This window comes from Streptomyces sp. NBC_01478 (genome assembly GCF_036227225.1).
Lineage (GTDB): Bacteria > Actinomycetota > Actinomycetes > Streptomycetales > Streptomycetaceae > Streptomyces.
This window is the reverse complement of the sequence record NZ_CP109444.1, coordinates 7,549,614-7,576,051: the sequence shown is the minus strand read 5'-3', so window position 1 is coordinate 7,576,051 and position 26,438 is coordinate 7,549,614. Positions and strand designations below refer to the sequence as shown.

General features: G+C 71.6%; 15 protein-coding genes. 3 read left to right on the top strand and 12 right to left on the bottom strand.

Annotation, left to right across the window (positions count from 1 at the left end; translation table 11 throughout):
- Positions 1-21 precede the first annotated feature (21 nt).
- The 3 genes from OG223_RS34415 to OG223_RS34405 all read right to left on the bottom strand — a co-directional run bounded on the left by OG223_RS34415 (position 22) and on the right by OG223_RS34405 (position 7,737).
- Positions 22-3,594, bottom strand: coding sequence for an ATP-dependent DNA helicase (locus OG223_RS34415; RefSeq protein WP_329256985.1), 3,573 nt, complete (start codon positions 3,592-3,594; stop codon positions 22-24).
- Between the two features lie 100 nt (positions 3,595-3,694).
- Positions 3,695-7,054 (bottom strand): ATP-dependent helicase, encoded by a 3,360-nt coding sequence (locus OG223_RS34410; RefSeq protein ID WP_329256982.1) that lies wholly within the window; start codon positions 7,052-7,054, stop codon positions 3,695-3,697.
- Between the two features lie 257 nt (positions 7,055-7,311).
- The gene (locus OG223_RS34405; RefSeq protein WP_329256980.1) at positions 7,312-7,737 is read right to left on the bottom strand and encodes an MGMT family protein; all 426 of its coding nucleotides are present in this window, start codon (positions 7,735-7,737) and stop codon (positions 7,312-7,314) included.
- A 186-nt stretch (positions 7,738-7,923) separates the two neighbouring features.
- On the opposite strand from OG223_RS34405, the gene OG223_RS34400 reads away from it, so the two are divergent.
- The 3 genes from OG223_RS34400 (at position 7,924) to OG223_RS34390 (ending at position 14,025) form a co-directional block, all read left to right on the top strand.
- Positions 7,924-10,689: a lysylphosphatidylglycerol synthase transmembrane domain-containing protein gene (locus tag OG223_RS34400; protein WP_329256978.1), complete on the top strand. Its 2,766-nt coding sequence runs from the start codon at positions 7,924-7,926 to the stop codon at positions 10,687-10,689.
- Positions 10,690-10,785: 96 nt separating this feature from the next.
- Positions 10,786-12,330, top strand: a complete 1,545-nt coding sequence (locus tag OG223_RS34395) for an alpha/beta hydrolase (RefSeq protein WP_329256975.1) — start codon at positions 10,786-10,788, stop codon at positions 12,328-12,330.
- A 138-nt stretch (positions 12,331-12,468) separates the two neighbouring features.
- A complete protein-coding gene (locus tag OG223_RS34390; protein ID WP_329256972.1) occupies positions 12,469-14,025 on the top strand; it encodes an alpha/beta hydrolase in 1,557 nt (518 codons plus the stop codon).
- Positions 14,026-14,105: 80 nt separating this feature from the next.
- Here OG223_RS34390 and moeZ read toward each other — a convergent pair whose 3' ends face one another.
- The 9 genes from moeZ to OG223_RS34345 all read right to left on the bottom strand — a co-directional run bounded on the left by moeZ (position 14,106) and on the right by OG223_RS34345 (position 26,392).
- Positions 14,106-15,284 carry an adenylyltransferase/sulfurtransferase MoeZ gene (gene moeZ / locus OG223_RS34385; protein WP_329256970.1) on the bottom strand — a complete coding sequence of 393 codons (1,179 nt, stop codon included), beginning with the start codon at positions 15,282-15,284 and terminating at the stop codon, positions 14,106-14,108.
- 63 nt (positions 15,285-15,347) lie between these two features.
- Positions 15,348-16,097, bottom strand: a complete 750-nt coding sequence (locus OG223_RS34380; RefSeq protein ID WP_329256968.1) for a spherulation-specific family 4 protein — start codon at positions 16,095-16,097, stop codon at positions 15,348-15,350.
- Positions 16,085-17,044, bottom strand: coding sequence for an NAD-dependent epimerase/dehydratase family protein (locus tag OG223_RS34375; RefSeq protein WP_043674623.1), 960 nt, complete (start codon positions 17,042-17,044; stop codon positions 16,085-16,087). The genes OG223_RS34380 and OG223_RS34375 overlap by 13 nt, the downstream gene beginning before the upstream one ends.
- Before the next feature lie 143 nt (positions 17,045-17,187).
- Complete coding sequence (locus OG223_RS34370; RefSeq protein ID WP_329265626.1) at positions 17,188-18,426, bottom strand: hypothetical protein; 1,239 nt, start codon at positions 18,424-18,426, stop codon at positions 17,188-17,190.
- 365 nt (positions 18,427-18,791) lie between these two features.
- Positions 18,792-20,711, bottom strand: coding sequence for a DUF3492 domain-containing protein (locus OG223_RS34365; protein WP_329256964.1), 1,920 nt, complete (start codon positions 20,709-20,711; stop codon positions 18,792-18,794).
- A 234-nt stretch (positions 20,712-20,945) separates the two neighbouring features.
- Positions 20,946-22,583 carry an ABC transporter ATP-binding protein gene (locus OG223_RS34360; protein WP_329256961.1) on the bottom strand — a complete coding sequence of 546 codons (1,638 nt, stop codon included), beginning with the start codon at positions 22,581-22,583 and terminating at the stop codon, positions 20,946-20,948.
- Positions 22,580-23,578 carry an ABC transporter permease gene (locus tag OG223_RS34355; RefSeq protein WP_329256959.1) on the bottom strand — a complete coding sequence of 333 codons (999 nt, stop codon included), beginning with the start codon at positions 23,576-23,578 and terminating at the stop codon, positions 22,580-22,582. Before OG223_RS34355 ends, OG223_RS34360 begins: the two co-directional genes overlap by 4 nt.
- On the bottom strand, positions 23,575-24,669 hold the full coding sequence (locus OG223_RS34350; protein ID WP_329256956.1) for an ABC transporter permease: 1,095 nt from the start codon (positions 24,667-24,669) through the stop codon (positions 23,575-23,577). Before OG223_RS34350 ends, OG223_RS34355 begins: the two co-directional genes overlap by 4 nt.
- A gap of 4 nt (positions 24,670-24,673) precedes the next feature.
- Positions 24,674-26,392, bottom strand: a complete 1,719-nt coding sequence (locus OG223_RS34345) for an ABC transporter substrate-binding protein (RefSeq protein WP_329256953.1) — start codon at positions 26,390-26,392, stop codon at positions 24,674-24,676.
- Between the last annotated feature and the right edge of the window lie 46 nt (positions 26,393-26,438).

Here is a 26,438-nt window from a genome sequence, read left to right as displayed (position 1 = left end):
ACAGTTTGCTTGCACGGCCGGTTACTCCCCTTGCGCGCCCGGTGATTCCACCTGCGCGCCCGGCTCCTCCAGCAGCAGCCGCTCCAGTGCGGCCCGGTCCGGAAGCCCCTCCGGCCGTACGACCTCGCCGCCGCGCACGTACAGGAACGCGGCCGTGACCGCCTCCAGGGGCACGCCCTGCCGCTCGGCCCAGGCGAGCCGGTAGATCCCGAGCTGGAGCGGGTCGGCGGTGCGGGTGCGGCTGGTCTTCCAGTCGAGGATCTCGTACGTCGCCCCGTCGCCGTCGCCCTGCCTGTAGACGGCGTCGATACGGCCCCGTACGACGCGGCCGGCGATCGCGAGCTGGAACGGAGTCTCGACGCGGTAGGGCGTGCGCCGGGCGTACTCGGTGCGTTCGAAGGCTTCCTTGAGGGCTTCCAGGTCGCGTTCGTCGGCGATCTCGGCCTCGCTGCCGGGCAGTTCGTCCGGTTCCAGCATGGGCAGGGTCAGCGCTTCGAAGCGTGATTCCACCCAGGCGTGGAAGCGGGTGCCCCGGCGTGCGGCGGGTTGCGGCGGGCGCGGCAGGGGGCGTGCGAGTTCCTGCGCGAGTCCGTCCGGGTCGTCGGCCAGGAGCAGCAACTGGGTTGCTGTGAGGGAGGCCGGCAGAGGCACGTCGGTGACTCTCCGGCGGGCGCGCAGGAGTTCGCCGGTGAGGGCGTCGAGGTCGCGGTCCCAGGAGTCGATGGCGCGGGCCTCCTCGGGGGTGAGGGGCGTACCGGAGGGCTCGATGGGGTGCGGGCGTGCGCCCCCTGGCGCACTGGAGTGGTCGGCGGCGTGCGGGGCCGTCGCCTGGTGGGGGACGGTCGGGCGGTCCGTGGTCCAGGTGTCCCAGTCTGCGGGGTCGTCCTCCGGGAGGGCGTTCTCGGCCTCAGGATCGGCCTCGGTTTCGGCCTCGGTTTCGGAGCGGGACTCCTCGTAGGAAGGCTCCCCGAAAGGTGGCTCTTCGTAAGGAGGTTCGTCGTCGTCCGGTGGTGGGGGCCAGTCCGGGTCGTCGTGGATGTTCGGGTCGTGGGTCGCCGCGCGGTGGTCCCCGTCGTGGGCGGCGAGGTGCTCCAGGTGGTTCATGACCATCTTGGCGGCCTCGCGGCGGTGGATCATCGCCACGTCGTCCAGGGGCAGCGGCCAGGCCTGGTCGGCGGTGGCCGCGTGCAGGGCGGGGTTCTCCTCTCCCTCCTCGGGTTCCTCGGCCCAGGCCTCGATCTCGCCGTATCCGGCCGTGCAGTGGTCGTGCAGGGCCTGGAGGAAGTCGGAGGGGCCGCGGGGCTTCTTCTGGGCGGGGCCCCACCAGTGGCCGGAGCCGAGCAGCAGGGAGCGGGGGCGGGTGAAGGTGACGTAGCCGAGGCGGAGTTCCTCGGTGTGCTGGTGGTCCTTCATCGCCTCGTGGAAGGCTTTCAGGCCTCTGGCGTCCCAGGACGCGACGTCGGGCAGGGTGGCGGTGTCGCCGCGCAGCGCGTGCGGGAGGACCTTTCCCTGGGCGGTCCACTTCTCGCGGCCCTGGCTGCTGGGGAAGGTCCCGGTGACCAGGCCGGGGACGGCCACGACGTCCCACTCCAGGCCCTTGGACTTGTGCGCGGTGAGGACTTTGACGGTGTCCTCGCCGCCGGGCAAGGCGTTGTCGAGGCCCTTCTCGTACTGGGCGGCGGTGCGCAGGAAGCCGAGGAAGGCGAGCAGGGTCGCCTCACCGTCGCCCGCGGCGAAGGAGGCGGCCACGTCGAGGAAGTTCGACAGGGTCTCGCGGCGGCGGGCGGCCAGGGCGTGCGGGGACGCCGCGAGTTCGACCTCCAGGCCGGTGACGGCCAGGACGCGGTGCAGGACGTCCATGAGGGGGTCGGACAGGGAGCGGCGCAGGTCGCGCAGTTCGGTGGCCAGGTGGGCGAAGCGCACGCGCGCGTCCGGTGAGAAGGGCAGCCCGTCGTCGTCCCCGTCGCGGTCGGCGCCGTACAGGGGTGTCTCCAGGAACGTGTCGAGGGCGTCGGCGAGCGATATCACCTCGGAGGGGTCGACCCCCTCGACGGCTTCGGCGAGTCGGCGGTCGGGGTCGTCGTCGGCCCCCACGCGCGTGTGGGACACCAGGAGCCGGGCGCGTCGGCCCAGGAGGGCGAGGTCGCGCGGGCCGATGCGCCAGCGCGGGCCGGTCAGGAGCCGGACCAGGGAGGCGTTGGCGCCGGGGTCCTGGAGGACTTCGCAGACGGCGACGAGGTCGGCGACCTCGGGCAGGTGCAGCAGCCCGGAGAGTCCGACCACCTCGACCGGGATGTCGCGGGCCACCAGGGCGCCCTGGATCTCGGCGAAGTCGGTGGCCGTGCGGCACAGGACGGCGATCTCGCCGGGTGCCTTTCCGGTCCGTACCAGATGGGCGATGGAGTCGGCGAGCCAGTCGATCTCCTCGGCATGGGTGGGCAGCAGCGCGCAGCGCACCATGCCGTCGCGCTCGGCGCCGGGCGCCGGGCGCAGGGCCTCCACGCCCGCGTGCATGGCGCGCAGGGGTTCCGCGAGGCCGTTGGCGAGGTCCAGGAGGCGGCCGCCGCTGCGGCGGTTCTCGCTGAGCGACTGGCGGGCGGCGAGGCTGCCGTCGGCGTGCGCGAAGTGCTCCGGGAAGTCGTCGAGGTTGGCGACGGACGCGCCGCGCCAGCCGTAGATCGCCTGGCAGGGGTCGCCGACGGCGGTCACCGGGTGGCCCGTGCCGGCGCCGAACAGGCCTGCCAGGAGGATGCGTTGGGCGACCGACGTGTCCTGGTACTCGTCGAGCAGCACCACCCGGAACTCGTCGCGCAGGATCTCGCCGACCTCGGGGCGGGTGCGCGCCAGGGTCGCGGAGAGGGCGATCTGGTCACCGAAGTCGAGCAGGTCGCGCTCGCGCTTGGCGGTGCGGTACCGACTCACCAGCTCGGTGAGTTCGCGGCGGGCGGCGGCCGCCTCCGGGACCTTGCGCAGCTCGGCGTTGCTGAGCCTGCGGCCCTCCAGGTCGCGCAGCAGCCCGGCGTCGTACGCGCGCAACTCCTCGGGGCGTACGAGGTGTTCGGACAGCTCGGCGTCAAGGGTGAGGAGGTCGCTGACGAGGTCCGGGAAGGAGCGGGTGAGTGCCGGATAGGGGCCGGGGGCCTCGCGCAGCACCCGCGCGGCGAGCTGGAAGCGGGTGGCGTCGGCGAGCAGCCGGGCCGTCGGTTCGAGTCCGATGCGCAGGCCGTGGTCGGTCAGGAGGCGGCCCGCGAAGGCGTGGTAGGTCGAGATCACGGGCTCGCCCGGCGGGTTGTCCGGGTCGATGACGTCGGGGTCGGTGACGCCTGCCTTGATCAGCGCCTTGCGGACGCGCTCGGCGAGTTCACCGGCGGCCTTGTTGGTGAAGGTCAGGCCGAGGACCTGCTCGGGGGCGACCTGGCCGGTGCCGACCAGCCACACCACGCGGGCCGCCATCACCGTCGTCTTGCCCGACCCGGCGCCGGCCACGATGACCTGCGGGGCGGGCGGCGCGATGATGCAGGCCGTCTGCTCCGGGGTGAAGGGGATGCCGAGGAGCTCCTTGAGCTGATCGGGATCGGTGATACGGGCGGGCATGTCGGAGAGGCTAGCGGCGGCCACTGACAGTCGTGGACCAATCGCCCTCAGGGGCAGAAGAAACGCAGGTCAGCACATGTGGTGCGATACGTCACGCGTGTTACTCGACCACGTGTCGTCCCTCGGGCCGCGCGCTGCACGAGGCCCGGAACGCGCAGTGCGCGCAGTGCTGGCCTGCCGTGGGCGTGAACCGTTCGTCGAGGACCTTGCCCGCGGCCGTGGCCAGCAGTTCACCGGCCCACTCCCCCTCCAGCGGCTTCTGGGCCTGCACCTTGGGCACGGTCTCGCCGCCGTCCCGCTGGGCGGCGCCCTGGCGCAGTTGGACGAGTTCGGCGCCGCCCGGTTCGGGGCGCACTCCGTCGAAGGCCTCGTCGACGGCGCCCTCGCGGACCGCGAGCTGGTAGACGGCGAGTTGGGGGTGGCGCTCCACCTCGCGGGCGGTCGGCGTCTGCTTGCCGGTCTTGAAGTCGACCACGTAGGCGCGTCCTTCACCGTCCGCCTCGACGCGGTCCATGGAGCCGCGGATGCGTACTTCGTAGTCGCCCGCTTCGAGGGTGACGTCGAAGTCGTGCTCGCTGGCGACGGGCGTACGGCCGGTGCGGATGCCGTTGGAGTCGACGTGCCACTTCAGGAAGCGTTCGAGCGCCACGCGCGCGTTGTCCTTCTCCTGCGCCGACTTCCAGGGCGCGTCGAAGGCGAGCGCGTTCCACACGGTGTCGAGGCGCTCCATGAGGGCGGCGAGGTCGGCGGGGGTGCGTCCGGAGGCGACCTCGTCGGCGAGGACGTGCACCACGTTCCCGAAGCCCTGGGCGGCGGTCGCGGGCGCGTCGGCCTTCACCTCACGGCCCAGGAACCATTGCAGGGCACAGGTGTTGGCGAGCTGGTCGAGGGCGCTTCCGGACAGCACGACGGGCTGGTCGCGGTCACGCAGCGGCACCTTGCTCTCGGTCGGGTCGTACATCCCCCACCAGCGGTACGGGTGCGCGGACGGGACCAGCGCGCGGCCCTCCTCGTCGGCGAGCGCGGCCAGCTTGGCCAGGCGGCGCGCGGCGGCCGCCCTGAGGGTCTCGGACACGCTCGGGTCGACGGTCGTGGCACGCAGCTCGGCGACGAGTGCGGCGACCGACAGCGGGCGGCGCGGGCGGCCGGTGACGTCCTTGGGCTCGACGCCGAGTTCGGTGAGGAAGCGGGACGGCTGGTCGCCGTCGTCCGCGGGGGCCTTCACGGCGGTGACGACGAGGCGTTCACGCGCGCGTGTGGCGGCGACGTAGAACAGGCGGCGTTCCTCGGCGAGCAGGGCCCCCGGGGTAAGCGGTTCGGCGAGTCCGTCGCGGCCGATGCGGTCCGCCTCCAGGAGGGAGCCGCGTCGGCGCAGGTCCGGCCACAGGCCCTCCTGGACGCCGGCCACCACGACCAGGCGCCACTCCAGGCCCTTGGAGCGGTGCGCGGTCATCAGGCGTACGGCGTCGGGGCGTACGGCACGCCGTGTGAGCGTGTCGGCGGCGATGTCCTCGGCGTCGATCTCCTCCAGGAAGTTGAGGGCGCCCCGGCCTCCGGTGCGCTCCTCCGCGCGGGCCGCGGTCGCGAACAGCGCGCAGACGGCGTCCAGGTCGCGGTCCGCGTTGCGCCCGGCCGCGCCGCCGCGCAGTGCGGCCCTCTCCAGGCGCCCGGGCCACGGTGTGCCCTGCCAGAGGTCCCACAGCGCCTCCTCGGCCGTACCGCCGCCCGCGAGGCGCTCGCGGGCCTTGCGCAGCAGCGCGCCCAGGCGCTGGGCTCCCCGCGCGTAGGTGGGGTCGTGCGCGACCAGCCGCTCCGGCTCTGCGAGCGCCCGCGTGAGCAGCTCGTCCGAGGGCGGCGGTACGGGGTTGCCCCCGGCCCGCTCCTCCTCGCGCAGCGCCCGGCCCAGGCGGCGCAGGTCGGCGGCGTCCATGGCGGCGAGGGGGGAGGCGAGCAGGGTGAGAGCGGTTTCGGTGTCGAGCCAGGAGGTGTCCGGTGCGGGCTCCTCGGGAGCGGTGTCCGCGGAGCTGTCCTGGGCGTCGGCAGATGCCGCAGGGGTGCTCCCGGACGCCTCCGCCGCCGCCACCGCCCGCAATGCCGTCAGCAGGGGTGCCACCGCGGGTTCGTGGCGCAGGGGCAGGTCGTCGCCGTCGATGTCGAGGGGGACGCCGGCCACCGTGAGGGCGCGTCGGATCGTGGGGATCGTCCGGGAACCGGCGCGCACCAGGACGGCCATGTCGCTCCAGGGGACGCCGTCCTCCAGGTGTGCCCTGCGGAGGATGTCGGCGATGTTGTCCAGTTCCGTGCCGGAGGTCGGGTACGTGTACACCTCGACGCGGCCGCCGTCCCGCACCGGGGACAGCTCGCGGTGGGCGCGCACCTTCTGGGCCGGGAGCCTGGTCAGGGGCATGCGCTGGGTCAGCAGGCGGGTGGCGTTCAGCAGGGTGGCGCCGGAGCGGCGGGAGGTCCGGAGCACCTCTACGGGGGCCGGGTGGCCTCCCGCGCGCGGGAACGCACTCGGGAAGTCCAGGATGCCGTTCACGTCGGCGCCCCGGAACGTGTAGATCGACTGGTCGGGGTCGCCGAAGGCGACGAGGGTGCGGCCGCCGCCGGCGAGGGCCTGCAGCAGCCGTACCTGGGCCGGATCGGTGTCCTGGTACTCGTCCACGAACACCGCGTCGTACTGCGCGGCGAGCCGCTCGGCGACCTCGGGGCGGTGGGCGAGGAGCACCGCGCGGTGGACCAGTTCCGCGTAGTCGAGCACTCCTTGGAGGTCGAGTACGTCGAGGTACTCGGCGAGGAAGGCGGCGGCGGCACGCCAGTCGGGGCGGCCGATACTGCGGGCGAAGGCGTCCAGGGCGTGGGGGCCCAGGCCCAGTTCGCGGCTGCGGGCGAGGACCGCGCGGACCTCGTCGGCGAAGCCTCGGGTGGTGAGGCAGGCCCGCAGTTCGTCCGGCCAGCGCACATGGGCGAGGCCGAGCCGCTCCAGGTCGGGCTGGCCGGCGAGCAGTTCGCGTACGGCGACGTCCTGTTCGGGGCCGGACAGCAGCCGTAGGGGCTCGACGAACAGGTCGCTGTCCTGGTGGGCGCGGACCAGGGCGTAGCAGAACGAGTGGAAGGTGGTCGCGCGGGGCGCGCGGGCGGCTCCGATGCGCAGCGCCATACGGTCGCGCAGTTCGACGGCGGCCTTGCGGCTGAACGTCAGCACGAGGATCCGCGCGGGGTCACCTCCCCGGGCGATCCGGGCTGCGACGGACTCCACGAGGGTGGTGGTCTTGCCGGTGCCGGGACCTGCGAGGACGAGCAGCGGACCGGTCTCGTGGTCAACCACCGAGCGCTGTGGCGCGTCCAGACGAGGGGGAGCCGGCCGGGTCGGCGGGGTACGCACCAGTCGGTAAGCGCCACGACTCCCCTGTCGCACCTGGGGGTGCGACAGGCGCCTGGTGGAGGAAGAGGAGCTCACGTGGTTCGCCGGTCCTGGTGGGTGTGCTGGTTGCCCGACCACCGCGCGTGGAGGGCGGTGGCCGCGGGATGAGGGGGACAGGTGCAGCCGACGCTACGCCGACGGGCCGTAGGGAAGCAGGGCTTCCGCTTCATCCCTCGCGGCTCGCTCGACCCTCGCGTCCCTCGCCCCTCGAACGTACGGCATGCCACGGACGTGCCGGGTTTCCCCCGTACGGGCCACAGGCCGCCCCGGGGCGCGTCCGATGGCGGAAGCTGTCAGGTGTGACCGTCCGCGCGCTCGCCGCCGTCCCATCGCGCCCGTTTCATGTCGACGCGTGGCAGGTGCCCCTCGGCGGCTCTGCTCGCCTCCTTCAGAGGGGTGCCCTCCGCGCGGTAGCTGTCGAGCGCCTCCAGTTCGTGGCCCGGGAGCAACGTGCCGTCCGCGCGGACGACCCGCCACCACGGAACGGCTCCCCCGTAGAGGGCCATCACGCGGCCGACCTGGCGCGGCCCGCCCTCCTCCAGCCACTCCGCGACGTCCCCGTACGTCATGACGCGCCCGGGCGGAATCCGGTCGGCCACGTCGAGGACGCGCTCGGCGTACTCGGGCAGCGCGTCCCCGTGCTCCGGGCGGACATCGTCGTACTCGGGGCCGTCGGCATGCTCGGGGCCGGTGCCGTCCGGAAGGCTCTCCTCGCTCATCCGCCCCATCCTGCCGCACCCCACCGACAATGCGACGCGCTGGCGACTGTCGGTATCCCTCGCCCCGGAGCGGCGCGTGGGGCAGACTGTGCGCCCCCGCATTTGCACCCTGATGCCCCCGTGTGTCGGTGGGGCATGCCACCATCGTGCGGGCGGTGACCGGTGATACGAGATCAAGAAGAGACGATGAAGCAGCAGGGTGTGCATCCCGAAGACGCGGAGGGCACCTCTGACGCTGCGTCGCGCCCGGACACCGCCGGTACGACCGGGCAGGACCCCACGGAGGGTCCCGCCGAGACGCCCGTACCCGGCCCCGCTCCTGGCCCCGTGGCCGGCCCGGACGACTGCGGTGACGAACCGCACGCCGAAGAGGTCGAGGGCGACGAACCACTGCTCCCCGCGCGCGTGCACCGCCCCTCCGATCTCATGCGCCTCCTGGTGGGCTTTCTCGCGATCGTCGTACTGCTCGCGATCGCCGCGTTCGCGCACGGCACGACCTCGGGGCTCGAACAGGACATCAACAAGGGCACCGGGCAGGCGCCCGACCTGCTGATCAAGATCGCGGGGCTGGCGTCCAGCATCGCCATCCTGCTGGTACCGGTCGCCTTCGCGATCGAGCGGCTGATCAAGCGGGACGGGCTGCGCATCGCCGACGGCGTGCTCGCCGCGGTCCTCGCGCACGGAGTGACACTCGCCACTGACCTGTGGGTCGCCAAGGCCGCCCCGGGCTCCATCCAGGAGGCGCTCACCCAGCCCTCCCCCGGCGACATCCACGCCCTCACCGACCCGGTGCACGGCTATCTGGCGCCCGTCATCGCCTACATGACCGCCGTCGGCATGTCCCGGAGGCCGCGCTGGCGCTCCGTGCTGTGGATCGTGCTGCTGCTCGACGCCTTCTCGATGCTGGTCACCGGGTACACGACGCCGTTCTCGATCATCCTGACGGTGCTGATCGGCTGGACGGTCGCCTACGGGACGCTGTACGCGGTGGGCTCCCCGAACGTCCGTCCCACCGGCCGGACGCTGATGGCGGGCCTGCGGACGGTCGGCTTCCACCCCGTGGGCGCGGCCCGCGAGGAGGCCGTGGACACGGAGAACGGCGACCGCGGCCGGCGCTACTTCGTCACCCTGGAGGACGGTCCACCGCTGGACGTCACCGTGGTCGACCGGGAGCAGCAGGCCCAGGGCTTCTTCTACCGTGCGTGGCGCAATCTGACGCTGCGCGGCTTCGCGACCCGCAGCAGCCTCCAGTCGCTGCGCCAGGCGCTGGAGCAGGAGGCCCTGCTGGCGTACGCGGCGATCGCGGCCGGGGCCAACGCCCCGAAGCTGATCGCGACCTCGGAACTCGGCCCCGACGCCGTGATGCTCGTCTACGAGCACACCGGCGGACGCACCCTCGACTCGCTCGCGGACGAGGAGATCACCGACGATCTGCTGCGCAACACCTGGCACCAGGTGCAGGCGCTGCAGTCGCGGCGCATCGCCCACCGCAGGCTGGCCGGTGACGCGATTCTGGTGGATCGTTCCGGCACGGTGATCCTGACCGACCTCCGGGGCGGCGAGATCGCGGCCGGTGAGCTGCTGCTGCGCATGGACGTCGCCCAGTTGGTGACGACGATCGGCCTGCGGGTGGGCGCCGAGCGCGCGGTGGCCTCGGCGGTCGGTGTCCTCGGCCCCGACGCCGTGGCCGACTGTCTGCCGATGCTTCAGCCGATCGCGTTGTCGCGCTCCACGCGCGCGACGCTGCGGCGCCTCTCCAGGGAGCGGGCCCAGCGGGAGCGCGACGCGATCCTCGAGGCGTCCCGGCAGACCAGGCTGGCCCGCGCGGAGGAGGCCTCGGAGGGTTCGACGCCCGTTCTCGAGAAGCCCGACAAGAAGGCCGTACGCGCGGAGCAGCGGGCCGAGAAGCGGGCCATCGACGAGGCGTTGGACGAGGCGCGCGAGGAGGATCTGCTCACCCAGATCCGGCATCAGGTGCTGCTGATCAGGCCGCAGGCGCACGTCGAACCGGCCCGTCTGGAGCGGGTGCGGCCGCGCACGCTGATCAGTTTCATCGCGGGCGCGATCGGCGCGTACTTCCTGCTGACGCAGCTCACGCACATCGAGTTCGGTCCGCTCGTCGCCAACGCCCAGTGGGGCTGGGTGGCCGCGGCCGTGCTGTTCTCGGCGCTGAGCTACTTCGCGGCGGCGATGGCCCTCCTGGGGTTCGTGCCGGAGCGCGTGCCGTTCCTGCGGGCCGTGGCGGCGCAGGTCGCCGGCTCGTTCGTGAAGATCGTGGCCCCGGCCGCGGTCGGCGGTGTCGCCCTGAACACGCGCTTCCTGCAGCGTGCCGGGGTGCGGCCCGGGCTCGCGGTGGCGAGTGTCGGCGCGTCGCAGTTGTTCGGTCTTGGCTGCCACATCCTGATGCTGCTGTCCTTCGGCTATCTCACCGGCACCGAGAAGACGCCGTCGCTGTCGCCGTCCAGGACGGTCATCGCCGGTCTGTTGACGGTGGCGGTGCTCGTGCTCGTGGTGACCTCGGTGCCGTTCCTGCGGAAGTTCCTCGTCACGCGCGTGCGGTCGCTTTTCGCGGGTGTCATCCCGCGCATGCTCGACGTGCTGCAGCGACCGCAGAAGCTGGTCACCGGCATCGGCGGCATGCTGCTGCTGACGGCCTGCTTCGTGATGTGCCTGGACGCGTCGATCCGGGCGTTCGGCGACGATTCGACATCGCTCAGTCTGGCCAGCGTCGCCGTCGTCTTCCTCGCGGGCAACGCGCTCGGTTCCGCGGCCCCGACCCCGGGCGGTGTGGGCGCGGTCGAGGCGAGCCTGACCCTCGGCCTGATCGCCGTGGGCCTCCCCAAGGAGGTCGCCGCTCCGGCGGTGCTGCTGTACCGGCTGCTGACGCTGTGGATTCCGGTGCTGCCGGGCTGGCTGTTCTTCAACCACCTGTCCCGCAAGGGCTCCCTGTAGCGCCCGTACGCACAGACACGTACGGCACGCACGCGTGCGTACCTCGTACGGCCCGCGCCCCGAGCGCACCGCCGTGTACGACCCCAGGATGGGATCATGCCGAACCCCTCCCGGCTGCGTGCCGCTGCCCTGACCGCCACCGTCGTCCTGCTGTCCGCCACGCTGGCGGGCTGTGGCGGCGACTCCAAGGACGCGGATCCGACGGCCCAGAAGCTGAGCTGGAAGGACTGTCCGGCCCCGTCCGAGTCGGAGGGCGGCGGCACCGCACCGTCGCCGCTGCCGAACGGCGACAAGTGGCAGTGCGCCACCATGAAGGCGCCGCTCGACTGGAACAAGCCCAAGGGCGACACGATCGGGCTCGCCCTGGTGCGCGCGAAGTCCAGCGGTGCCGCGAGCAAGCGGATCGGATCGCTCGTCTTCAACTTCGGCGGCCCGGGCGGCTCGGGCGTCACCACACTGCCCGCGTTCGGCGACGACTACGCGACCCTGCGCACCCGCTACGACCTGGTGAGCTTCGACCCGCGCGGAGTGGGCCGCAGCGCCGGCATCGAGTGCGAGAGCGACTCCCAACTCGACGAGTACTTCCAGCAGGACGCCACACCGGACGACACGGCCGAGCGCACCAAGCTCCTGGCCAACACCGAGCAGTTCAACGCGGCCTGCGAGAAGCACTCCAAGAAGATGCTCCCCCAGGTGCGCACCACCGACGCGGCCCGCGACATGGACCTGATGCGCCAGGTCCTCGGCGACGACAAGCTGCACTACTTCGGCATCTCCTACGGCACCGAACTCGGCGGTGTCTACGCCCACTTGTTCCCGAAGCACGTGGGGCGCGCCGTCTTCGACGCGGTCGTCGATCCCACGCAGAACTCCGAACAGGGCTCCCTGGGACAGGCCAAGGGCTTCCAGCTCGCCCTCGACAACTTCGCCGCCGACTGCACGTCGAAGACCACGGACTGTCCGCTCGGCGACACCGCGCAGGACGTCAAGGACCGCATCGCCAAGCTGCTCAAGGACCTCGACAGCAAGCCGATCCCGGGTATCTTCCCCCGTCAGTTGACGCAGACGGCCGCCACGAACGGCATCGCGCAGGCGCTGTACTCGAAGGACTTCTGGGAGTACCTCACCGAGGGGCTCGAGCAGGCCTACAGCGGTGACGGCAAGGTCCTCATGGTGCTGTCCGACTCGATGAACGGGCGCAGTGAGAACGGCGAGTACAGCAACATCGCCGCGGCGAACGTCGCCATCAACTGCGCCGACGACAAGCCGAGGTACACCGCCGACTACGTGGAGCAGAAACTGCCCGAGTTCCGGGCCGCCTCTCCCCTCTTCGGCGACTTCCTCGCCTGGGGCATGGTCGGCTGCACCGACTGGGCCGTGCCGGGCGCCGCCGACCATCCCGATGTGAGCGCGGCCGGTTCGGCACCGATCCTCGTCGTGGGCAACACCGGCGACCCGGCCACGCCGTACGAGGGGGCCCGGAAAATGGTGGACGCGCTGGGCAAGGGCGTCGCGGTCGAGCTGACGTACAAGGGTCAGGGGCACGGGGCGTACGACAGCAAGAACAAGTGCGTGCAGAGCGCGGTGAACGGCTATCTGCTGAACGGGAAAGTCCCGGCGGCCGGCACCGTCTGCTCTTGACCCAACCTCCGAAATCCGGACAAAACCGCAGGTCAAAAGGTTATCCACAGGCCGTCACGGGCTCGGCTCGCGCCGCCTAATATGACCTGATCGCCATCCGCGGCGTGACGCGGACGGCCTGCGAGGGGGGAAATGTACATGGCACGATTCGTACGGTGGACGGCCCTGATGGCCGCCGCCGCACTGCTGACGGCCGGCTGTAACAGCGGCTCGTCCGACGACGGCAAGGACGGCGCGGGCGCGGGGGACGCCAAGCCGTCCGCAGCCGACTCGCCCTCTTCTACGACGGCCGCAATGCCCGCGTCGCTGACCGGACAGAAGCTCGACTGGGGTCGCTGCAAGGCCACCGCCGGCTCGGCCGCGCCGAGCAGCGACTGGCAGTGCGCGACGCTCAAGGTGCCGCTGGACTGGGCGAAGCCGGACGGCTCCACGATCGGGCTCGCGCTGATCCGTTCCAAGTCGACGGGCGGCGACCGTATCGGCTCGCTGCTGTTCAACTTCGGCGGTCCCGGCGGCTCGGGCGTGGACTACATGCCGGCGTACGCCACCACGGTGTCCGCACTGCACGAGCGCTACGACCTGGTGAGCTGGGACCCGCGCGGGGTCGCCGCCAGCGAGGGTGTCCGCTGCCGCAGCGACAAGGCGATCCAGGCCTCCGAGGACGTGGACGCCACTCCGGACACACCTGCCGAGGAGAAGACGTACTTCCAGGACGCCGCCGACTTCGGCAAGGGCTGCGAGAAGGCCGCCGGGAAACTGATGGCGCATGTGTCGACGACCGACACGGCGCGCGACATGGACCTGATGCGCCAGGTCCTGGGTGACACGAAGATGCACTACCTCGGCATCTCGTACGGCACCGAACTCGGCGGTGTCTACGCCCACTTGTTCCCGAAGAAGGTGGGGCGGCTGATCCTGGACGCGGTCGTCGACCCGAGCGCCGACTCGGTGGGCCACGCCCTGAACCAGACGCGGGGTTTCCAGCGCGCGCTGGACGACTACCTCAAGTCGAGGGACCAGGACCCGGCTCAGGGCTCGAAGAAGATCGCGGCCCTGCTGAAGCGGATCGACGCGAAGCCGCTGGCGACGTCGACGGGGCGGAAGCTGACCCAGACGCTCGCGCTGACCGGCATCGTCCTCCCGCTGTACAGCAAGGAGAGCTGGCCGACTCTGACCAGCGCCCTGAACTCCGCGGAGGAGGGCGACGGTTCGGAGCTGCTGGCGCTCGCCGACGGCTACAACGACCGTGACAGCGCGGGGCACTACGGCACGACGACCCATTCCCAACGGGTCATATCGTGCTTGGACGACAAGCAGCGGCCGACGCCCGAGCAGACGCAGAAGCTGCTGCCCGAGTTCGAGAAGATCTCCCCCGTGTTCGGCGACTTCCTGGGCTGGGACACGGCCGGGTGGTGTCACGACTGGCCGGTGACCGGGCAGTACGACACCCCGGAGGTCAGCGCGCCCGGTGCGGCGCCGGTCCTGGTGGTCGGCAACACCGGGGACCCGGCGACGCCGTACGAGGGTGCCCGCAAGATGGTGGACGAGTTGGGCAAGGGCGTCGGTGTGGAGCTCACCTGGAAGGGCGAGGGGCACGGGGCGTACGGGAGTGGGAGCGACTGTGTCGACTCGACGGTGGACGCGTATCTGCTGAAGGGGACGGTGCCCGAGGACGGCAAGGTCTGCGCCTCGTAGCAGGGGCAGCGGGAACGACGGGGGCAGCGGAAAGGGGCCCGGCACCTGTGGTGCCGAGCCCCTCCCGGGAAGGCGTGTGCCTAGTAGACCGGCTTGTCGGGCTCGATCTGGTTGACCCAGCCGATCACGCCGCCGCCGACGTGGACCGCGTCCGCGAAACCGGCCGACTTGAGGACGGCGAGGACTTCCGCACTGCGGACACCCGTCTTGCAGTGCAGGACGATCTTCTTGTCCTGCGGGAGCGTCTCCAGGGCGGTGCCCATGAGGAACTCGTTCTTGGGGATCAGTTTGGCGCCGGGGATCGAGACGATCTCGTACTCGTTGATCTCGCGGACGTCGATGATCTCGATGTTCTCGCCGTCGTCGATCCACTCCTTGAGCTGCTTGGGAGTGATCGTCGAGCCGGCGGCCGCCTGCTGGGCCTCCTCGGAGACGACGCCGCAGAAGGCCTCGTAGTCGATGAGCTCGGTGACGGTCGGGTTCTCGCCGCAGACCGCGCAGTTGGGGTCCTTGCGGACCTTGACCTGGCGGTACTGCATCTCCAGGGCGTCGTAGATCATCAGGCGGCCGACGAGCGGGTCGCCGATGCCGGTGAGGACCTTGATCGCCTCGGTGACCTGGATGGAGCCGATGGACGCGCACAGCACGCCCAGGACGCCGCCCTCGGCGCAGGAGGGGACCATGCCGGGGGGCGGGGGCTCCGGGTAAAGGCAGCGGTAGCAGGGGCCGTGCTCGGACCAGAAGACGGAGGCCTGGCCGTCGAAGCGGTAGATCGAACCCCACACATACGGCTTGTTCAGCAGTACGGCGGCGTCGTTGACCAGGTAGCGGGTCGCGAAGTTGTCCGTGCCGTCGACGATCAGGTCGTACTGGCTGAAGATGTCCATCACGTTCTCGGCCTCGAGCCGCTCTTCGTGAAGGACGACGTTCACGTACGGGTTGATGCCCAGCACGGAGTCGCGGGCCGACGCGGCCTTGGAGCGGCCGATGTCGGCCTGGCTGTGGATGATCTGGCGCTGCAGGTTCGACTCGTCGACCTCGTCGAACTCCACGATGCCGAGCGTGCCCACGCCCGCCGCGGCCAGGTACATCAGCGCCGGCGAGCCCAGACCGCCGGCGCCCACACAGAGCACCTTGGCGTTCTTCAGCCGCTTCTGCCCGTCCATGCCCACGTCGGGGATGATCAGGTGGCGGGAGTACCTGCGGACCTCGTCTACGGTGAGCTCGGCAGCCGGCTCGACCAGGGGTGGCAGCGACACGGGGACTCCGTTGGTCGGTCAATCACTACAGTTGTTCTCCTCGTAACACTGCCATGCCCTTCTTCATTCCGAGACACCCGTTCCGATCCGCGAGACGATCTCGTCCCAGTAGCCGGGCATGGTCTCCCAGGGGTCGGTGCGGCCGCCGTGATCGGTGCGGTCGGTGAAGTAGATGGTCGAGGCGCCCTGCCAGCGGGCGATGCGCAGCGCCTCGTCGAGATGGCCGCGCGGGACGCCGTGCACGAAGTGGCAGAAGCGTTCGGGCGGGTGGTCGGCGGTCCACTCGGCGACCTGCGACCAGCGGTAGTCGCTCCAGGAGCCGGAGAAGGTCACCAACTGGTCGGCGCACTCGGCGTATCCGGAGTGCGGGTGGGTGCCGTGCCCCAGGACGATGTGGGCGCCGTCGCCGATCTCGCGGAGCGTGGTGACCGTGCGGCGGACCTCGGGGAGCGCGACCCGGTCGGTGGGGCTGCGGTCCAGGAGGAAGCCGTCGACCCGGTACCAGTCGAGGTAGCGGTGCGCCTCGGAGATCAGGTCGCCGAAGGCGCGGGCGCCGTGGGCGGCGTCCAGGTGGCCCAGAACCCGGACGCCCGTGTTGCGGAGCCGCCCGGCCGCCTCCAGACAGTGCGGGTCGGGGCGGGTCCCCGGGCCGGAGGAGACGTTGAGGACGACCCAGTGCAAGGGGGTGCCGGGGCGGGTGAGTTCGCCCCATTCGGCGGGGGCGACGAGGGGGTGCGCGTAGCCGGGGATGCCGAAGCCGGTGCGGACGGCGGTGCCGGCGGTGCCCGGGGTCGTGCTGGTCAGATGCGGCATGCCGCCTCCATCCAGATGTCGGCGAGGGACTCCTCGAGGTTGATCCGGGGTCGCCAGCCGAGCCGGTCGCGCGCGGTGCGCACGTCGGCCTGCTGCCAACTGCCGCAGCCGTCCGGGTACGGGTACGCGACGGGGGCCGCGTGGTCGGGGTCGGAGCGGGGGTGGCCGATGGCGGCCCGCAACGGCCCGGGCGGACCGTCGAGTTCGTGCAGCGCGCCGCCGTATCCGGCGACGCGGGCGAGGACGGCGGCGGCGTCGCGCAGCCGGACCGCGCGGCCCGAGCCGATGTTGATGACGCCCTGCGCGGCCGAGAGCGAGGCCGCGTGGACGGCGCGGGCCACGTCCCGTACGTCGACGAAGTCGCGTTGCGCGCCCAGGCCGCCGAGCTTGAGTTCGCCGTCGCCGGACTGCATGGCCCGGCGCATGGCCTCGGCGAGCCGGCCGAGCGGGGAGCCGGCGGGGGTGCCGGGTCCGGCGGGCGAGAAGACGCGCAGCACTACGGCGTCGAGGCCGGAGCCCAGGACCAGTTCGGTGGCGGCGAGTTTGCTGACGCCGTACGGGCCGCCGGGGCGGGGTACGGCGTCCTCGGCCGTGGAGGAACCGGGCTGGCTGGGGCCGTACTCGGCGCCGCACCCGATCTGCACGAGCCGGGCGCCGCAGCCGCTGCGGCGCAGGGCCTCGCAGACGGTGGCGACGGCGACGGTGTTGTGGCGGGTGAGTTCGCGGGCGCCGCCTCTGGTGGCACCGGCGCAGTTGATGACGACTCCGGGGTGGACGGCGTCCAGGAAGCGGGTGAGTGCGCCGGGGCTGCCGGACGCGAGGTCGAAGCGGACGTCCGCGTCGTCGCCGCGGCCGAGCGCGGTGAGCTGGACGGCCGGGTCGGCGAGCAGGCGGTCGGCGACGAAGCGGCCGAGGTAGCCGTTGGCTCCGATCAGCAGGACCCTCATCGGACGGCTCCCGGGGCCGACGCTCCGGATCGGGAGGTGATCATCTGGTGTTCTCCTTCACAGGGTGATGCGGTTGCCTCCGGCGGTGGGGCCGGGCGCCTGCGACTGGGTGACACGTCTGGTCCGTGCAGGTCATGGCGGTGTCACCGCGGCTCGTTCGCCGGCGCGTGCGCGGAGGCTCTGGTCAGCGTGCGGGTGGTGTGGAACAGGAGGGTCAGGGCGGCTGCTCCGCAGGCCAGGGCGGGGATGCCACCCGAACCCCAGGACTCCAGGACGGCTTCGACGGGAGCGGCCACGAAGCCGCAGCCGGGAAGCCGGCCGGTGAGGTCCAGGGCCAGGGCCGTCGCTTCCGTCACCGCCGCCGCGCCGAGCGCGAGGGTCGGGGCGTGGGTGAAGCCGTGGACGGTGAGGAGGCGGGCGAGCAGCAACAGGGCACCCAGGGTGATGGCCTGGGCGTACGCGGCGGGCTCGCCCAGGGCCGCGCCGCAGAGGGCGAGGAGGACTGCCAGCGCACACACGAACAGGGCGAACGTGCCGAGCAGCAGCGGTCGTACGGAGTCGGCGAAGTCCTCCAGGCCGCGGCTGGTCGCGAGCTTGCGACGGGCGCGTACGGCGAAGTGGTGGGCGCACCAGGCGGCGGGTGCGCAGGCCAGGGTGAGGGCCAGGACCGGTGCGGTGGCCGTGGGCCAGGGTCCGCCCGCGACGCCGGTCGGCAGGGCGTCGGGGCCACCGTCGTCCGCGGCGCGGAGCAGTCCGTCGCCGAGGAGGGCGTAGGCCAGCAGCCAGTACGTCCACAGGCGGGTGCCCGGGGGCGTGCGCCACGCGTGCGTGCCGGGCGGACTGCTCAGCGGGCCGCGGCGGAGGACGACGCGCACGCCGAGCCCCACGGCGAGTACGCCGACGACGGCCACCGTCAGCCGCAGCCGACCGTCCGTGAGCCGCAGACCGGTCACGGTCGCGGCGCCGAGGACTCCGGGCAGAAGGGCGAGTACGGCCCAGCTTGCGCGGGGCGCCGGTTCGGCCACGGCGTCGGAGGGCGGGGCCGCCGCGTCGTCGCGGGGCACGCGTGCGTACATCTCCTCGGCGAGCGAGAACACGTCCCGGTGCCGAAAGCGTCCGGCGGTCCGATCGGTGACACCGTGCGCCTCCAGCCCCGCCGCGATCTCCAACGGATCGACGGCCCGCTCGCACAGCTCACGGTGACGGTGCATCAGCGCCTTCACGGGGTCGGCGGCACCGCGCCGGGCGGGGGCGGGTCGAACGGCGCCCGCTTTGCCGTCGGTTGCGCGCGGGGTCTGTCCGGGTGCCGTACGGGCGTGTGGCTGCTCGGTGTCGGCGGTGGGACGGCTGTCGGGGCAGGCAGGGGTGGTGTCGGTGTCCAGGCCGGCAACCGGAAGGTCCTCGACGCAGTCCACGGCGGCACGGGCATCGCGGGTGCCCTCGGCACCGGCCGACCGGTATCCGTTCCTGATCCCGTGGCCGTTCCCGTTCCCGTCGTAAGCGCACGATTCCTGTCGCCCGCCCGCAGCCCCCCGCTCCGGATTCCTCTCCCCCTCGTCCCGCTCCCCCAGGTCCCGAACCCCCACCCCGTCGTCCGGCACGTCCCGCGTCCCCCGCTCGCCCGGCGCTTCCCCAGCCGGCTCCGCCGCCTCCGGCTCCCCCCGCCCCCCGAGCAACTCCTCCGACCGCGCGTCCCACGCCTCCGCGCTGCCGGGTGTCCCGGGGCGGTCGAGTTCGCCGAGGCCGCTCATCGCGCCGCCTCCGTCGTCGGCAAGGGAGGTGTGGCGCGTACCGGGGTTCCCGTCGCCCAGGTGGGGCCGCCGCGGGCCACGACGCGGGCCATGGGGCCGGTCCAGCGGCCGGGGACGTGGGACTCGGCGGGGGCCGCGAAGGGGAGGGGTTCGCCTGCCTCGTTCAGGACGACCCGGTGTACCGGGGAGTGCGAGACGATCTCCAGGTAAATGCCGTGAAATGCCGCGATGTTCTGCTCGACGGTGAACAGTTCGAGTGCGCGGGCGCGCGCGGCGGCGCCCAGGCGCTCACGGCGCTCGGGGTCGCGCAACAGGCTCACGCACGCTTCGGCGAGCGCCCGCGGATTGCGCGGGGGCACGACGAGTCCCGTACCGCCGATGACCTCGACCACCGCGCCGACGTCCGTGGACACGGTCGCCCGGCCGCAGAACATGGCCTCGACGAGGCTGAGCGGGAAGCCCTCGACGACGCTGGACAGGACGATCACCGTGCCGGCCGCGTACGCCTCGGCGAGCGTGGGGGCCTCCGGGCCGCCGATCTCCTCGAAGGCCACCGGGTTGTCGCCGACCGCGTGCACACCCTCGGCCTCGTCGGGAAAGAGCTGCGCGGCGAGCGCCCGGCAGTGCCCCAGGTAGGCCGCGCCCTCGGCACCGGACGGCGCGCCGACGATCCGCAGGCGCGCCTTGGGCTCCTCCTTGCGGATCTCCGCGAAGGCGTGCAGCAGGGAGATCAGGTCCTTCGCCGGTTCGATACGGCCGACCCACACCAGCGTGTCCGGGTCCGCGCCGTCGGGCGCCTCGCCCACCTCGGCGAAGCGGGACGCCTCCATTCCGGGGTGGACCGTGCGGAGCTTCGTACGGTCGGCGCCGCAGCGTTCCTGCCAGCGGCGGGTGTGGCTGTTGCCGGGTGTGATCAGCGCGGCCCGCCGGTAGATCTCGGCGGCCAGCCTGCCGTGGAAGGCGGCGAGCAGGGCCCGTACGGCGGGCGGCGCGTCCGCGGAGGCGAGGTAGTGCGTCCGCAACTGCACGCCGTACTCGGTCACCAGCAGCGGTACGCCGGCGAAGTGCCGGGCGAGCAGCCCGGGCAGGGCCGCGGTGCCGCCGGCCGTCGCGTGGCAGAGGTCCACGGAACCGAGGGCGTCGTCCTCGTACCAGTCGAGCGATAGGGGGCGCAGGGCGCGTTCCAAGTGCGCGGCGACGGTGAGGAGTTCGGGTACGCGCGCCTCGCGTGCCGTACGGAGTGCGCCGGGCGCACGACAAGCGCGTTCCAGCGCACGAACGGCGCGTTCGGAGCGCAGCGCGCCTACGAGTCCGCCCTCGTCGCGGGCGAGTTCGGCGAGCCCGTACAGCGCGTTGGCGAAACGGTCCGCCAGATCGGCGGAGGGCACCTCCGGGAGCACAGAAGGCCCTGCGGGCAAGGGCTCCGAGGATTCCGTGAGCCTCGCGAAACCGGCCGGCCGCAACACAGCCGCGTCCGGCACGGCCGACTCGGACAGGACCGACTCAGACACAGCAGATTGGGAGACGGCAGATTCAGAGATGGCCGACTCAGACGGGGCCGACCCCGACACGGCAGACACCGGCAGCGGGACGGGCATCGACACCGACGCCATCCCCTGCGCGTCCCCCGCGCACAGCACCGCCACCAACTCCTCGTAGCACTCGCCGAAGCGCCGGCGTGCGCGGCGCCCGAGGGTCACCCCGTCGTCCTCGGCGGTCCACAGCGGCGCGGTACGCACCCGGCTCACCTGCGGCGGCAGTTCAAGCCGGCCCTCGTTCTCCTGACGCTCGCTGCGGCTGAGCGCGTAGACGTCGAACTCGTGCTGCCCGAGCCCGCGTACGAGCCGGTCGCACCAGAGTCTGGCGTCACCGCTCACATACGGATAGCCACCCTCCGTAAGCAGTCCTATGCGCACGGGCACACCCCCGATCTCCCATATGGGGAGCCGCCGTTGACCCGGCGGCTCGCAGCGGGACGAACGTATGCGGACAAGGCGGTGGCGCGATGGACGGTTGTCCATCGCGCCACCAAAAGGGGTGAACGGTCGTAACTTTCCCGTGCGGTTCGCGTTCGCTCGCGCTAAGGGATCACTACGGGATCACCCCGCGATCACTGAGCGGCCATCCGGAAACGGATCGTTCAACGATCCTCAGGCCGTCGCCAACTCCCGCCGCTCCGCCCTCCGCTGGGCCGCCACCTCCGGATCGAGGGCCGGTACGGCGGCCAGGAGCTGCTTCGTGTACGGGTCCTGCGGCGAGTCGTAGACCTCGTCGGCGGGGCCTTGTTCAACGATCCTCCCGCGTCGCATCACCGCCACCCGGTCGCTGACCTGGCGTACGACGGCGAGGTCATGGGCGACGAACACGAGCGCGAGGCCGAGTTCGCGCTGGAGTTCGCCGAGCAGGGCGACGACCTGGGCCTGTGTGGTGACGTCGAGCGCGGAGACCGGCTCGTCGCACACGATCACGCGCGGGTCGGCCGCGAGCGCCCGCGCGATGCCCACACGCTGGCGCTGACCGCCGCTGAACTCGTGCGGGTAGCGGTCGTAGTGCGCCCCTTCGAGCCCCACGCGCTCCAGCAGTTCGCGTACGCGCCCCCGGATGCGCTGCTCGTCGCGCTCGCCACGCGCGCGGAGCGGGTCGGCGATCGACTCGCCCACGCTGCGGCGGGGGTTGAGGGAGGAGACGGGGTCCTGGAACACCATCTGGACGTCGGGGCGTACGCCTCCGCCGGGCTTGATCTCGCCCGCCGTCGGCTTCAGCAGCCCGACCAGCATCCGGCCCAGCGTCGTCTTGCCGCTGCCGCTCTCGCCCACGATGCCGAGGGTCTCGCCCCGGTGGATCGTCAGCGACACGTCGTCCACGGCCGCGAACACCCGCTTCCCGCGCCCGAATTCGCGCCGCAGGCCCGTGGCCTCCAGGACGACCTCCTGGGCCGCCGAGGGCGCCTCGGTGGACGTGCGTGGCACGTCCACGCGCGGGACCGCGCCGAGCAGATCCCGGGTGTACGGCTCGGCCGGCGCCCCGAGGACGGTGCCCACCGGCCCGTGCTCGACGGCCCGCCCGTGCCGCATGACCAGGATCTCGTCGACGCTCTCGGCGGCGACGCCCACGTCGTGCGTGACGAGCAGCAGTCCCAGGCCGGTCTCCTCGCGCAGCGTGTGCAGCAGGTCGAGGATCTGCGCCTGGACGGTCACGTCGAGCGCGGTCGTCGGCTCGTCCGCGATCAGCAGGTCCGGCTCGCACGCCAACGCCATGGCGATCAGGGCGCGTTGCCGCATACCGCCGCTGAACTCGTGCGGGCGTGAACGGGATCGCCGTACCGCGTCCGGAATCCCGACCCGGTCCAGTACGTCGACGGCACGCGCGCGTGCGGCCCGACGCGACACGCGCGCGTGCACGCGATAGACCTCGGCTATCTGGTCGCCGATCGCGTAGTACGGGTCCAGGGACGACAGCGGGTCCTGGAAGACCATCGCGGCCTTGCCGCCGCGCAACAGCAGCAGGTCCGCGTCGGACGCCTCCTGTACGTCGATGCCGGCCACGCGCACCGAGCCGCCGACGTCGGCGCCCGTGCCGCGGTGCAGCCCCAACAGGGCCGAGGCGACCGTGGACTTGCCCGAGCCGGACTCGCCGACCAGGCCGAGCGCGGCGCCCTTCTCCAACCGGAAGGAGAGGCCGTCGACAGCACGCAGCGACCCGAACCCGACCGTCAGGTCGGTGACGTCCACCAAGACGTCCGTCGAGCCGACCTCAGAGCCGATCTCAGAGCCGTCCACCGAGCTCATGCGAGCACCACCCGTCGGTCGGCCACCGCGTACAGCACGTCCGCGACGGCATTGGCGATGACTACGAAGAAGCCGATGACCAGGACCATGCCGACGACCACCGGCAGGTCGACGACATTGACGGCATGGACGAGTTCCTGTCCGATGCCGGGCAGCCCGAAGAGCGTCTCGGTGAGCACCGCGCCGCCGATCGCCGAGCCGACGTTGTTGGCGTTGAGCGCGATGATCGGCGCGAACGCCCCGCGCAGCGCGTGCCGCCCGATGATCGACCGTTCACCGACGCCGTACGCGCGGAACGTGCGGATGTGGTCCTCGGCGAGCGTCTCCAGCATCGACGCCCGGGTGAGCCGGGCGAACGCGGCGGCCTCGATGAGGGCCAGCGAGAGCCAGGGCAACAGCAGGTTCCAGGCCCACTGTTCGGGGTCGTCGGTGAGACTGACGTACTGCGGGAAGGGCAGCAGTTGGAGCTGCCCGCAGACGACGATCATCAGCACCAGGCCGATCACGAACACCGGGGTGGCGACGCCCGCGAGGGTGATGCCGGTCAGCAGGCGCTCGGTGAAGCGGCCGCGCCGCCACGCGGACAGAACGCCGGTGCCGACGCCGAGGATCAGCCACAGCACCATCGCGCCGAACACGAGCGACAGGCTGACCGGCAGCTTCGTCAGGATCAGTTGGGTGACCTGCTGGTCTCCCTGGTACGACAGCCCGAGGCAGGGCGCCGAGCAGTGCTCCACGGAGGTGCCCGTCGAGTAGTCCTGGCCGACGAGGATGCCCTGGAGGAAGTGCCAGTAGCGCAGGTACAGCGGGTCGTCGAGCCTCAACTGCTGGGCGACCTGGTGCACTTGTTCCGGGGAGCAGCGCGGGCCGCAGGTGATCTGGGCGACGTTGCCGGGGGTGACGAAGAAGACGACGTAGACGATCACCGAGATGGCGAGCAGGGTGATCACGGTGCCGATACCGCGGCGCAGGACGAATCCTCCGAAGCCGCTCATGACGTGGCCTCCTCGGAAGTCGTGCTCTTAGTAGTCGTGCCCTTAGTAACCGCGCTCTTCGTAGTCGCGCCCTTGCCGCTCGCACCCTTGCCGCTCGCGTCCGCCTTCGCTTCCCGCTTGCGGCCGGTGCCGATGCGCAGGCGGGAGGCCGCGCGCGGGTCGAGGGCCGTGCGGATGCCGTCGCCGAGGACGGTCAGCGCCAGGACGGTGACGAAGAGGGCGCCGGCGGGCAGCAGCAGGTACTGCGGGGCGGCCTGGTACCAGACGTCGGCGGCGGTGAGCATCTGTCCCCAGGAGGGCGTCGGGGGCTTCACGCCGACGCCGAGGAAGGACAGCGCGGCCTCGGTACTGATGTTGATCGGTACGAGGAGTGCCGCGTACGTGATGACGGGCGCGGCCAGTCCGGGCAGCAGTTCGCGGCGGGCGATGCGCCAGGTGCCCCAGCCGCTGAGCCGGGCCGCGGAGACGTAATCGAGTTCCTTCAGGGTGAGCGTCTGGGCGCGCACGATCTTCGCGGTGTTGCCCCAGGCGATGAGCCCGATGACGAGCGCGACGAGCAGGGGGCGCGGGAAGCTGCTGGGCACGATTGCGAGCAGCGCCAACGACATGATCATCAACGGCATCGCCACGATGATGTCGGTGATCCGGCTCAACAGTTGATCAACCCATCGACTGCCGAGCGCGGCGGCGACTCCGACGACGACCCCGATGGTGACCTGCACGACGGTCGCCCCGAGCGCGACGCCGAGCGAGACCCGGGCGCCGTACGCGAGCCGGGCGAACAGGTCACGGCCGGTCTGCGGTTCGACACCGAGCCAGTGGTCGCCCGTGATGCCACCGAAGGAGCCGGTCGGCACGCCCCCGCGCGCGGAGTCGATGAGCGAGGGGTGGTAGGTGAAGGGGTCCTGGCCCTCGATCGCGGTGAGCAGCGGCGCGCCGAGCGCGACCAGGACGAGCAGGGCGACGACGGCCGCCGCGACGAGGGCGGCGCGCTGCGCACGCAGCCGCCGCCAGAACTGACGGGCCCCCGAGCCCGCCGGGACGGAGACGTCCGTCCCGGCGGCCTGGGAGGCGGCAAGTGCCTCACTCATGGGGTTACTTGACCGCGACCTGGGAGATGTCCAGGACGCCGGTCCAGTCGCTGATCACGACGTTCTTGATGTCCTTGCCGACCAGTCGCTTGTAGACGGGGTGGAACAGCGGCACGGTCAAGGCCTGCTCGCCGATCTTCTTGTCCAGTGCACCCCACCGCTTGGCGGCCTCGTCAAGATTCGTCAACTTGTTGATCGCGTCAATCTCGGCATTGACCGACTCGTCATTGAGCAGGCCGGTGTTGAAGTTCGCACCGTCCTTGACGATCTGGCGGCCGTCGAAGATCGGGGCGAGGAAGGGACCGCCGGAGGGCCAGTCGGCACCCCAGTGGGCGAGGAAGAAGCCCGGCTCGGTCTTGACGCTGTGGATCTTGTCCTTGTAGTCGTTGATCTCCAGGCCCTGGAGCTTGACGGTGATGCCGGCCTTCTTGAGCGCGTCCTGGATCGCGGTCGCGATCTCCGGGCTGGTCTCGAAGTCCTTGTCGTTGGAGTGCGTCAGCGTGACGGTGATCCCCTTCGGGTAACCGGCCTCCTTCAGCAGCTCCTTGGCCTTGGCCGCGTTGCCGGACGCGCCCGCCGGGAAGAGGTCGTAGGGGTCGTACCCGAAGGACTTCTGGTTCGGCAGGAAGGTGGTCGCGGCCTCGGCCAGCGACGAACCGCCCGCCGCGTTCACGACGGACGAGCGGTCGATGGCGTACGAGATCGCCTGCCGCACCTTGACGTTGTTGAACGGCGCGACCGTGGGGTTGAACGCGATGTAGTTCGTGTAACCGAAGTGCCCGGTGCCGACGCGCGCCGCGAGTTCCTTGTCGCCAGTCACCTTGGCGAGCTCGGCAGGACCGAGGTTGGTGTCGGTCGTGACGGCCGTGGCGTCCGCCCCCTGGGACGACGACAACCGCTGGTTGATCACGGAGGAGTCGAGTCCCGACTTCACGTCGATCTTGTCCGGGTAGGCCTTGCGCTCGGCGTCCGTGGCCGTGGACCAGTACGTGTTGCGCTCCAGGACGAGCGTCTCACCGTCGTTCTGGTTGCTGACGACCTTGTACGGCCCCGAGGAGATCGGGTGCTGCTCGTACTTCGTCCCCGTGTCCTTCGCCTTCGGGACGGGTGTGAACTGCGTCTGCGTGGCGAGGTAGGGGAACTCGCCCTCGGGCTTGTTCAGATGGAAGACGATGGTCAGGCTGTCAGGAGTCTCAATGGCGCTGAGCCCCTTCTTGTCCTTGTACGGCCCCTGGTAGTCGGCCGCGCCGACCAGCCAGTCCCTCAAGTAGGGCGCGCCGCCCGAGAGTTCGGGGGCGAAGGAGCGCTCGATGCCGTACTTGATGTCGGCCGAGGTGATCGCGGTGCCGTCCTCGTACTTGAGGCCCTTCTTCAGGGTGTACGTCCACACGGTCGCGTCCTTGTTGGGGCGCCCGGTGTCGGTGGCGAGGTCCGGGACGACCTTGGCGCCGGCCGCGCCGTTCTCACGGTTGCGAGTGGTAAGGGTGCGGAAGACGAGGGACGGGACGTTGCCGCCGCCGGAGGTGTACAGGCGCGCCGGGTCGAAGTCCTCCTGGGGGTTGGAGTTCAGGACCGTGAGCGTGCCGCCCTTGTGCGGCGTGGAGTCGCCGCCGGAGCCCTTGGCATCGTTGTCCTTCGGCCCGCAGGCGGCGGCGCCCGCTGCCACGGCCAGGCTGACGGATGCCACGGCCACGCGCCGGGCTATGACGGACGGTTGACGCATCGGAATGACGACCTCTCGGGGGGGATGTTCGGGAATTCTCATGGGG